9 protein-coding genes are annotated in these 10,347 nt (G+C 69.6%); 6 read left to right on the top strand and 3 right to left on the bottom strand.

What is annotated here, in order from left to right:
* Positions 1-425, bottom strand: a 425-nt coding sequence (locus ACFQ27_RS19870; RefSeq protein ID WP_377354799.1) for a DNA translocase FtsK 4TM domain-containing protein, incomplete at its 3' end; no start/stop codon positions are given.
* A 156-nt stretch (positions 426-581) separates the two neighbouring features.
* Between ACFQ27_RS19870 and ACFQ27_RS19875 the strand changes: the two genes are divergently transcribed.
* Positions 582-974, top strand: a complete 393-nt coding sequence (locus tag ACFQ27_RS19875; RefSeq protein WP_377354800.1) for a hypothetical protein — start codon at positions 582-584, stop codon at positions 972-974.
* A gap of 27 nt (positions 975-1,001) precedes the next feature.
* Here ACFQ27_RS19875 and ACFQ27_RS19880 read toward each other — a convergent pair whose 3' ends face one another.
* A complete protein-coding gene (locus tag ACFQ27_RS19880) occupies positions 1,002-1,901 on the bottom strand; it encodes a dienelactone hydrolase family protein (protein ID WP_377354801.1) in 900 nt (299 codons plus the stop codon).
* A gap of 285 nt (positions 1,902-2,186) precedes the next feature.
* Here ACFQ27_RS19880 and ACFQ27_RS19885 point away from each other — a divergent pair, with 285 nt between their 5' ends.
* The 4 genes from ACFQ27_RS19885 to dnaJ all read left to right on the top strand — a co-directional run bounded on the left by ACFQ27_RS19885 (position 2,187) and on the right by dnaJ (position 7,944).
* The gene (locus tag ACFQ27_RS19885) at positions 2,187-4,010 is read left to right on the top strand and encodes a methyl-accepting chemotaxis protein (protein WP_377354802.1); all 1,824 of its coding nucleotides are present in this window, start codon (positions 2,187-2,189) and stop codon (positions 4,008-4,010) included.
* A complete protein-coding gene (locus ACFQ27_RS19890) occupies positions 4,011-4,490 on the top strand; it encodes a hypothetical protein (protein WP_377354803.1) in 480 nt (159 codons plus the stop codon). It begins immediately after the preceding gene.
* Between the two features lie 269 nt (positions 4,491-4,759).
* Positions 4,760-6,658, top strand: a complete 1,899-nt coding sequence (gene dnaK / locus ACFQ27_RS19895; RefSeq protein WP_374343922.1) for a molecular chaperone DnaK — start codon at positions 4,760-4,762, stop codon at positions 6,656-6,658.
* A gap of 137 nt (positions 6,659-6,795) precedes the next feature.
* Positions 6,796-7,944, top strand: a complete 1,149-nt coding sequence (gene dnaJ / locus ACFQ27_RS19900) for a molecular chaperone DnaJ (protein ID WP_377354804.1) — start codon at positions 6,796-6,798, stop codon at positions 7,942-7,944.
* A gap of 9 nt (positions 7,945-7,953) precedes the next feature.
* On the opposite strand, the gene ACFQ27_RS19905 is transcribed toward dnaJ, so the two are convergent.
* Entirely contained in the window at positions 7,954-8,478 is a 525-nt protein-coding gene (locus ACFQ27_RS19905) for a GNAT family N-acetyltransferase (RefSeq protein WP_377354805.1), read from the bottom strand.
* Positions 8,479-8,583: 105 nt separating this feature from the next.
* On the opposite strand from ACFQ27_RS19905, the gene mutS reads away from it, so the two are divergent.
* Positions 8,584-10,347 (top strand): DNA mismatch repair protein MutS (gene mutS / locus ACFQ27_RS19910; protein ID WP_377354806.1); only part of this gene is annotated, 1,764 nt, incomplete at its 3' end.

A 10,347-nucleotide genomic window follows, 5' to 3' on the forward strand; every position in this document is an offset into this window, starting at 1 on the left:
AGGGGCCAGGCGTGGGGCGGCGGCGGGGCGGCCAGCAGACCGGCCAGAGCCAGGAGGCCCAGCACGCCGACCAGGGCGCGCAGGCGGACCACCCGGCGGGTCAGGTCCGGCTCGGGCGAGACGGCGCGGTAGAGGCCGAACATCACCATCAGCAGGGCGGCGACGCCGGCGGCGAGGCCCAGGGACTGGACGCCCATGTCGGCCAGGGTGGCGCCCACGCCGCCCAGGGCGTTGGTCGGCCCGCCAAGGCCGGCGGCGTTCAGGCTGGGATCTGTGGCGTTGTAGGTGGCGAGGGCGATGGCCAGGGCGACCCCGGTCGCGGCCACCAGGCCGCCGCGCAGCCGGGCCGTATTCGGGTGCGACCAGGCGAGACCCGCGATGTGGAGACCCAACTCCAGACCCGTCTTACGCGCCGCCCGCGCCATTCGACCACCCTGCTCCCATTCTGGAAGCCCTCTCTATGGGCGGCAGAGGGTTAAGAGGCGTTTACTTCGCCTGCGGCTGATCGCGCCCGCGAACGCCGTCCGGAATCGAGATTTCCCTGGACCGCGATCCGCACTAAGTGTCGGGGCATGTGGAGCATGCCCCTCAGCACCCGAAAGTTCGTGGCCTTCATCATCGTGGCCTGCGCGGTGACCGGTTTCGTGTTGGGCTTCCAAAGCGTGCCGCCCAAGGCTCACCTGCCCGGCGAAGGCCCGGCCCAGGCCGATGCGCCGGCGGCTGTCGACGCCCTGGAGGCCCTGCCGCTGTCCACCGAACCGCCGCCGCCGCCCGCGCCCGAGGAGAAGAAGGCGCAGGACGACAAGAAGACCGAGGAGCCGGATCCGCTCGAGGCCGTCGCCGACGCTTCCAAGCTGAACACGCCCGTCGCCGCCGAGCCGTCATCGGCCAAGGGCGGCGCCGGCCAGGACGACAAGGTCGGCGACCTGCTCGACGTCATCACCCCGCCGCCCCAGGACGACCCGCCGCACTGATCGGGCGGGCCCTCAGCTGACGGGCCCTCAGCTCACGGGCTTGGGCTTGACCTTGTTGGCGGCGAAGTGGGCGAGCATCCGGGCCCAGCCATCGGCCGCGGCCTTGGGATCGTAGCTGGTGCGATAGTCGGCGTGAAAGCCGTGCTGGCTCTCTGGATAGACTACGATGGAGCTGTCGGTCTTGCGGTTGGCCACCAGGGCGGCGCGCATGGCCTCGACGTCCGTCTGCGGAATGCCCTGGTCCTTCCCAGCGTACAGCCCCAGCACTGGCGCCTTCAGATCGGCCACCAGCTGGATCGGCCATTGGCGGCCGGGTTCGCCCAGGAACTCGCCGGGCTTGGGGGACGACAGGCGGCCGTACCAGGCGCAGCCGGCCTTGAACTCCTTCAGCCGCTCGCAGGCCAGCCAGACCACGGCGCCGCCCCAGCAGAAGCCGGTGATCGCCATGTGGCCCTTGTCGACATACTTCTGGGCCTTGAGGAATTTCAGGGCCGCGGACAGGTCGCCCATGACCTGGGCGTCGGAGGCGGTGGAGACGATCCGGCGAATTTCGTTGAAATCGCTGACCTTCGAGGGATCGCCCGCTCGGACGAAGAAGTCGGGGGCGATGGCCACATAGCCGAGCTTGGCCAGCCGGCGGCAGGTGTCGCGGATGTATTCGTGGATCCCGAACACCTCGCAGACCACCACCACCACGGGGAACCGGCCCTTGGCGTCGGGCCGGGCCACATAGGCCGGCACGCCCCGGTCTGCGGCGGGCAGTTGGACGGTCTCGCAGACCAGGCCGGCCTCATCGGTGTGGACCGGCTCGGCCTGGGCGGAGACGGAATAGACCGCGTAGCCGCCAAGGGCCGCGAGGCCCAGGCCGCGGCGGGTGAGTTGGACATCCTTGGGGTCGGTGCCCTCGGGACGGGTGAGCGTGGTCATGCTGTCGCTCCTGAATATCTGGAGCGAGACTGGGGCCGGCGGGCCGCGAAGTCAAAACCCGCTCGGATCACCTCCGCGGAGGGTGTGATGTGTCGTCGCAATCTGTAGCTGCGGCCGAGTTGGAATCGTCTAAGTCTCTGTGGCTCCGCGTACTTTTGGCAGGTACCCAGCGTCGCCATCCAGGGCGCCCACCATGGGCGCCTCTGCGTGCGGCATTAAGTCCAATTTAATCACGTCAACTCGGGATAACGCCGATCAACGAGTTTTCTCAGGGGCTTCCTCGGCATGGCATTCCGCATCGCGCACGCCACTCGGGCGCTAGGTGTGTTCTTCATTGTCAGTCTCCTGGTGCTCTGCGGCGTGTCCTTCATGGCGCTGGAGCAGGTCCGCATCGGCAGCGCGGCCTATGAGCGGATTTCGAGCGCCAAGGACCTGACCGCCGACATCCTGCCGCCGCCGCTCTACCTGGTGGAGTCGCACTTCCTGCTGCAGGAGGTGCAGACCGAGCCGGACAGCCTGTCCGTCGTACGGCCGAAGCTGGACCGGCTGCATGAGGCCTATGAGACCCGCCTGGCGGTCTGGGCCAAGGCGGACATTCCTGAGGACATGAAGGCCGAGCTGCTGGGGCCGCTGAAGTCTGGCGGTGACGCGTTCTGGCGCGCCGCCAACGAAGGCCTGCTGCCGGCCATCGCGGCGGGGGACCACGCCGCCATCGAGGCTGCGGAGACCAAGCTCGACGCCGCCTATATAACGCACCGCGACGCCGTCGACCGGCTGGTGCCCAGACTGGCCGACGAGGTGGCGCAGGCCGAGGCGCGCGCCGCGCATGCGATCCGTTTCAGCCGCATTCTGATGCTGGGGGTCGGCGTGCTGGTCGGAGTGGGGGCCATGTTGGCCCTGCGGCTGCTGCGCCACCGGGTGGTCCGGCCGATGGAGGCCATGACCAGCTATATGATGCGGCTGGCGGGCGGCGACTATGAGCGCGAGCCGCCCTATGTCACCCGTGACGACGAGATCGGCGAGATGGCGCAGTCGGTGGCGGTGTTCCGCGATGGCGTGCTGGAACGCCGGGCCCTTCGCACCGCCCAGGAAGAAGCGGAGCGCACAGCCCATGAGGCCGAGCTCAAGGTGCTGGAGGTCCGCGCGGCCCAGGACCAGGAGCGGGCCCAAGTGGTCTCGGCCCTGGCGGACGGCCTCGCCCGCGTGGCGGCCGGCGAGCTGACCTGCCGCCTGAACCAGGCCTTCCCGCAGGAGTACGAGGCGCTGCGTGGCGACTTCAACGCCGCCGTCACAGCTCTGGACCAGGTGCTCAGCACCATCGCCGAGGCGACCTCCAGCGTCCGGACCGGCTCAGATGAGATCGCCAGCGCCGCCGACGACCTGTCGCGGCGCACCGAAAAGCAGGCGGCCAGCCTGGAAGAGACCGCCGCGGCCCTGGAGCAGATCACCGCGACGGTGAAGGGCGCCGCCACCGGGGCGACGGAGGCCCGCAGCTTCGTCTCGCAAGCCCATGGCGGTGCGGCCCACTCCGCCGAGGTGGTGGAGCAGGCGGTGGCGGCCATGTCGCTGATCGCGGAGTCCTCCGGCCAGATCGGCCGGATCATCGGGGTGATCGACGAGATCGCCTTCCAGACCAACCTCTTGGCCCTGAACGCCGGGGTCGAGGCGGCGCGGGCGGGCGAGGCCGGCAAGGGCTTCGCGGTGGTCGCCTCCGAAGTGCGGGCCCTGGCCCAGCGCTCGGCGGAAGCCGCCAAGGAGATCAAGGGCCTGATCTCGGCGTCTTCGGCTCATGTGGACACCGGTGTCGACCTGGTCAGCCGCACGGGTCAGGCGCTGGCGACCATTGTCGACCAGGTGGCCCATATCGACGAGCTGATCGACGCCATCTCCAACGGCGCCCGGGAACAGGCGACCGGCCTGACCCAGGTCAATGTGGCCGTCAACCAGATGGATCAGATGACCCAGCAGAACGCCGCCATGGTGGAGCAGACCACCGCGGCGGCCCACGCCATGCGCGGGAGCGCCGGCCTGCTGGCCGCCGAGATCGCACGCTTCAAGGTCTCGGCCTCCCTTAGCGCCGGGGTGTCACACGCACGGAAGGCCGCCTAGATGACCCAAGGCCCTGATCGCGGACCCGGCCTGCCGCCGGTGGACGACGTGCGGGGCTCACGGCTGGTGTCCCGCGTGGCGGTGGACTTCGTTCTGCGGGGGGTCGGTGAAGCCGCCCAACTCTTCGACGGCGACATGGCCCGCGCAATGATCTTCATGACCCTGGCCCAGGCGAGCGTGGTGGGCGACCGCAAGGCCTCGCACGAGGCGGCGATCTATAGCGACGGCGTCATCTCCGACGCGCAGCGGCGTCCGGTCTCGACCATGGCGGTGGCCAACGCCCTCTCCATGCCTCGCGAGACGGTGCGCAGGCATGTGAACGCCCTGGTGGAGATGGGCTATTGTGTCCGCCTGGCCGACCGTCGCCTGATGGTCACCGAAGACGTCATCCGTCGGCCCGAGGTCACCGAGACCATCCATCGGACGATGCAGCATTTCCGCCGCCTGCTGGATCTGTTGAAGCGCGAGCAGATCATCTGACCTGCGCCCGGCGGCCCCCGCGCCCCGCTCAAGCCCCTTGCTCGCAAGGGTTTGACCCCCTTTGGCGTCGCCTACGGACCATTTGACACGAGTCAAACGCCCTTGCAGGCGGCGCGCCACATCCCATATCGCGACTCGACGGCGGAGACCCGACGGGGTAACCGCCCGAGACCCTGAATCGAACCGGGGACGACGACCAGAAACGGGGCGCTTGGGTTCAAGGCCCTCACGGCGACGTCCGCCAACTAGGAGCGAGTAAGAGACTCGACATGAGCAAGATCATCGGCATCGACCTGGGCACGACCAATTCGTGCGTCGCGATCATGGACGGCAAGTCGCCGAAGGTGATCGAAAACGCCGAAGGCGCCCGCACCACCCCGTCGGTGGTGGCCTTCCTGGACGACGGTGAGCGCCTCGTCGGCCAGCCCGCCAAGCGCCAGGCGGTGACCAACCCGTCCAACACCCTGTTCGCGATCAAGCGCCTGATCGGCCGCGCGTCCACCGACCCGATGGTCGAGAAGGACAAGGGCATGGTCCCCTATGACATCGTCAAGGGCGCCAACGGCGACGCCTGGGTTCGCGCCCACGGCAAGGACTATTCGCCCCAGCAGGTCTCGGCCTTCATCCTGCAGAAGATGAAGGAAGCCGCCGAGCAGCACCTCGGCGAGAAGGTCGAGAAGGCGGTCATCACCGTCCCGGCCTATTTCAACGACGCCCAGCGCCAGGCCACCAAGGACGCCGGCAAGATCGCCGGCCTGGAAGTCCTGCGCATCATCAACGAGCCCACCGCCGCGGCCCTGGCCTATGGCCTGGAAAAGAACGACGGCAAGAAGATCGCCGTCTATGACCTCGGCGGCGGCACCTTCGACGTCTCGATCCTGGAGATCGGCGACGGCGTGTTCGAGGTGAAGGCCACCAACGGCGACACCTTCCTGGGCGGTGAAGACTTCGACCTGCGCATCGTCGACTACCTGGCCGACGAGTTCCGCAAGGAAAACAGCGTTGACCTGCGGAAGGACAAGCTGGCCCTGCAGCGCCTGAAGGAAGAGGCCGAAAAGGCCAAGAAGGAGCTGTCCAGCGTCACCCAGTACGAGGTGAACCTGCCGTTCATCTCGATGAACGCCTCGGGCCCGCTGCACCTGAACATCAAGCTGTCGCGCGCCAAGCTGGAAGCCCTGGTCGAGGACCTGGTCGCCAAGACCATCGGGCCCTGCGAACAGGCGCTGAAGGACGCCGGCCTCAAGAAGTCCGACATCGACGAGGTGATCCTGGTCGGCGGCATGACCCGCATGCCCAAGGTCGTCGAGACCGTGAAGGAGTTCTTCGGCCGCGAACCCCACAAGGGCGTGAACCCGGACGAGGTCGTGGCCCTGGGCGCCGCGGTCCAGGCGGGCGTGCTGCAAGGCGACGTCAAGGACGTGCTGCTGCTGGACGTGACCCCGCTGACCCTGGGCATCGAAACCCTGGGCGGCGTGTTCACCCCGCTGATCGAGCGCAACACCACCATCCCGACCAAGCGGTCCCAGACCTTCTCGACCGCGGACGACAACCAGTCGGCCGTGACGATCCGGGTCTTCCAGGGCGAACGCCCGATGGCGCAGGACAACAAGATGCTGGGCCAGTTCGACCTGGTCGGCATTCCGCCTGCGCCCCGCGGCGTGCCGCAGGTCGAGGTGACCTTCGACATTGACGCCAACGGCATCGTCAACGTCTCGGCTCGGGACAAGGCGACGTCTAAGGAGCAGTCGATCCGCATCCAGGCCAATGGCGGCCTCTCCGACGCTGACATCGAGCAGATGGTCCGCGACGCCGAGAGCCACAAGGCCGACGACGAGAAGCGCAAGGCGCTGGTGGAGGCCAAGAACCAGGCCGAGACCATTGTGCACTCGACCGAGAAGGCCATGGCCGAACATGGCGACAAGATCGGCCAGGCCGAGAAGGACGCCATCACCACCGCCCTGGCCGATCTGAAGTCGGCCCTGGAGGGGGATGACGCCGAGGCGATCTCGGCCAAGACCCAGACCCTGATCCAGGCTTCGATGAAGCTTGGTGAGGCCATGTACGCGGCCCAGCAGGGCGGCGCTGAGGCCAGCGACCAGGGACAAGGCGGCGACGATGTGGTCGACGCCGAGTTCGAAGAAGTCGACGACGACAAGAAGTCGGCCTGACGATCCGGCCGGTGGCGACCCATCCCACAATGCGGTCGCCGCCGGCTCCGGTCACCCGGGCTTGCGGCCCGGACCTTGCAGGGAGGCTTTCGTCCTCCCACCTCCTATTTCATGACCATTTGAAGCCCTGACCGTCGATGCGGGACTATTACGAGATCCTGGGCGTGAGCCGTGGCTGCGATGAAGCCGCGCTGAAGTCCGCCTTTCGCAAGCTGGCGATGGAGCACCACCCCGACCGCAATGGCGGCTGCGAGGAGGCCGCCGGCCGGTTCAAGGAAATCAACGAGGCCTATTCGGTCCTGTCCGACGCCAAGAAGCGCGCGGCCTATGACCAGTTCGGCCACGCCGGGGTGAACGGACCCCAGGGCGGTCCCGGCGGCTTCGGCGGCGCGGACATGAACGACATCTTCTCCGAGGTGTTCGGGGATGTGTTCGGCGACATGTTCGGGGGCCGGCAACGCCGCAGCGGTCCGTCCCGCGGCCAGGACCTGCGCTACGACCTGGAGATCACCCTGGAGCAGGCCTATGCCGGCGCCGAGGTTGAGATCGTGGTCCCGGCGGCCATGACCTGCGAGAGCTGCGAGGGCTCCGGCGCCAAGCCGGGCACCAGCCCGACGGTCTGCGGCTCCTGCGGCGGCGCCGGGCGCGTGCGCGCCAGCCAGGGTTTCTTCTCCATCGAGCGGGCCTGCCCGCGCTGCGGCGGCTCCGGCCGTCTGGTGCTGGACCCCTGCAAGGACTGCCATGGCCACGGCCAGGTGCGGAAGCAGCGGACCCTGCAGGTGCGTATTCCCGCCGGCGTCGACGACGGCGCCCGTATCCGGCTGGCCGGCGAGGGCGACGCGGGCGCGCACGGCGGTCCGCGCGGCGACCTCTACCTCTTCCTGTCAGTGATCCCGCACGAGCTGTTCGAGCGTGACGGGCTGGACCTGCTTTGCACCGTCCCGGTGCCGATGACCGTGGCGGCCCTGGGCGGCGACATCGAGGCGCCTTGCCTGATGGGCGGCGAGAACTGCGACGGCAATTGCAAGATGACGGTCAAGGTGCCCGAAGGCGCCCAGACCGGTCGCACCGTGCGCCTGAAGGGCAAGGGCATGCCGTCCCTGCGCTCCCGCGACCGTGGCGACCTGGTGGTGGAGCTGTTCGTGGAGACCCCCACCAAGCTCACCGCCCGCCAGAAGGAGCTGATGCGCGAGCTGGCCGATCTGTGCGGCGAGCAGCAGAACCCGAAGTCGGCCAGCTTCATCGGCAAGGCCAAGCGGTTCTGGGAAGACGTGACCGGCGGCTGATCCCGTCGGCTAGTCCACCAGCGTCGAAAGCTCGGGCCAGACATAGGCGACCTCGTAGAGCAGACCCCCTGGGCCATGCTCTTGCCGAGGCGCCTCGGCGCGCCCGCCCATCCGCTCATAGAACCGCCGGGCCGGCAGGTTGTCGCGCAGGGTGGAGATCATCAGGCTGCGGGCGCCTTGATCGGCGAAGATCCGCGCCATGCCGGTGAGCAGACCTCGGCCAACGCCCAGGCGCTGGGCCGTGACCCGGACATAGAGGGTGTGCACCTCGGCCTCGCCCGCCACCTTGCGCCGCGACGGCCCGCCTGAAGCGTAGCCGATCAGTCCCCCGCGATCCGCCGCCGCCAGGGTCGCGGCATGATCGCCGGATCGCGTCAGGTCGGTGAGGAACCGCCGGGCGTGGGCCGCCTCGTCCATCCGGTCGAGATAGGCGTCCGGGATCAAGCCGCGATAGGATTCTCGCCAGGCGGCCACGTGCACGCGGGCCAGGTCCTCGGCGTCGGCCGGTCCGGCGGGAAAGATCAGGGCGGGCATGGGCGCCTCCTCGACTTTCCCACAGCTTGCGGGGTTTTGGGCTGGGATCAAGCCGCCGGCCGGGGATGACGCGGGCGCCGGGCGCCGTTAACCTTTGCGCCGCCCATGAACGCCCCCCTGCCCCCCGCCTCCACCCTGCCCGACGCCGCCGGCGCCACGCCGGTGATGGCTCAGTTCTTCGAGACCAAGGCGCGGCAGCCGGACGCCCTGGTCTTCTTCCGCATGGGCGACTTCTACGAGCTGTTCTTCGAGGACGCCGAGAAGGCCTCCGCCGCCTTGGGCATCACCCTGACGGCGCGCGGCAATCACGGCGGTCAGCCGATCCCCATGTGCGGGGTGCCGGTGCATGCGGCCGAGGCCTATCTCGCCAAGCTGATCCGCGCCGGATTCAAGGTCGCTGTCTGCGAGCAGATGGAGGATCCTGCCGAGGCCAAGAAGCGGGGCTCCAAGTCGGTGGTCCGGCGCGACGTGGTCCGGGTTGTGACGCCGGGCACCCTGACCGAGGACGGCCTGCTGGACGCCCGCGGCGCCAATCGCCTGGCGGCCCTGGCCGTGCGGGCAGGCGCGGCGGCGGTGGCGGCGGTGGAGCTGTCCACCGGCGAGGTGGAATGCTGGGCGGTGGCCCGCGACAGCCTGGCCTCGGCGCTTGCGGCGCTGGGGCCTTCCGAGATCCTGGTTCCGGACCGGTTGTTCGCCGACGAGGGCTTGAACGCCGCCCTGCGCGCGGCCGGTGGCGTGGTCCAACCCATGCCCTCGGCCCTGTCCGAACCGGCGGCGGCCGAGGCGCGGCTCAAGCGGCTCTATGGCGTTGAGACCCTGGATGGGTTCGGGACCCTGACCGGGGCTGAGATTTCGGCGCTGGGCCTGATCGCCGCCCACCTGGAGACGACCCAGGCCGGCAAGCTGCCGGCGCTCACCGCGCCCCGGCGGGCTGGCGAGGCGGACGTCATGGCCATCGACCCGGCCACCCGCGCCAGCCTGGAGATCGAGAAGAGCCTGTCGGGCTCGCGGGACGGGGCCTTGCTGGGCGCCATCGACCGAACCATCACCGCGCCGGGCGCCCGCCTGTTGGCCGCGCGTCTCGCCCGGCCCCTGCTGGACCCGGACGCCATCGGCGTGCGGCTGGACGCCATCGCCTGGTTCCTGGAGCATCGCAGCCAACGTCAGCGGTTGCGCGAGGCCCTGCGCGGCCTGGGCGACATGGCCCGCGCCCTGTCGCGGCTGGCGCTTGGCCGGGGCGGCCCGCGTGACCTGGGCTGCCTGCGGGACGGCTTAAGCGTTGGCGGCCAGATCGCCGCCCTGTTCGCGGACGCCGCCGGGCCGCTGGAGCCTGCGCCGCCGCCGGAGATCCTGACCGCGGCGGCCGCCCTCGACAGCGCCCGCCATCCCCGGCTGGCCGAGTTCCGCCGCCTGCTGGACGAGGGCTTGGGGACCGACCTGCCGCTCCAGGCCCGCGACGGCGGCTTCGTGGCCGCGGGCGTGCGCCCCGAACTGGATCAGGCCCGCGCCCTGCGCGACGACAGCCGCCGGGTGATCCTGGCGCTCGAGCAGCGCCTGGCCGCCGAGAGCGGGGTGGCCCTGAAGGTCCGGCACAATGCTGTCCTGGGCTATTTCGTCGAGACCACAGCCAAGGCGGCTGAGCCGCTGATGACGGCGCCCCTGAACGCCACCTTCATCCACCGCCAGACCCTGGCCAACCAGATCCGCTTCACCACGGTGGAGCTAGCCGAGCTGGACGCCCGCATCGCCCAGGCCGCCGAGCGGGCCCTGGCCATCGAGCTCGCCACCTTCGAGGCCTGGCGCGAGGTCGCCCGCGAGACCGCCGCCGAGATCCAGGCCGCCACCGAGGCCGCCGCGCGCCCGGCCGAC

The organism is Phenylobacterium conjunctum (assembly GCF_042679085.1).
GTDB classification, from domain to species: domain Bacteria; phylum Pseudomonadota; class Alphaproteobacteria; order Caulobacterales; family Caulobacteraceae; genus Phenylobacterium; species Phenylobacterium conjunctum.

Excerpts from the sequence above, each read along its gene's own strand:
- ACFQ27_RS19875 (WP_377354800.1), top strand. The coding sequence starts at position 582 with ATGCCCCTCAGCACCCGAAAGTTCGTGGCCTTCATCATCGTGGCCTGC.
- ACFQ27_RS19880 (WP_377354801.1), bottom strand. The coding sequence starts at position 1,901 with ATGACCACGCTCACCCGTCCCGAGGGCACCGACCCCAAGGATGTCCAA.
- ACFQ27_RS19885 (WP_377354802.1), top strand. The coding sequence starts at position 2,187 with ATGGCATTCCGCATCGCGCACGCCACTCGGGCGCTAGGTGTGTTCTTC.
- ACFQ27_RS19890 (WP_377354803.1), top strand. The coding sequence starts at position 4,011 with ATGACCCAAGGCCCTGATCGCGGACCCGGCCTGCCGCCGGTGGACGAC.
- dnaK (WP_374343922.1), top strand. The coding sequence starts at position 4,760 with ATGAGCAAGATCATCGGCATCGACCTGGGCACGACCAATTCGTGCGTC.
- dnaJ (WP_377354804.1), top strand. The coding sequence starts at position 6,796 with ATGCGGGACTATTACGAGATCCTGGGCGTGAGCCGTGGCTGCGATGAA.
- ACFQ27_RS19905 (WP_377354805.1), bottom strand. The coding sequence starts at position 8,478 with ATGCCCGCCCTGATCTTTCCCGCCGGACCGGCCGACGCCGAGGACCTG.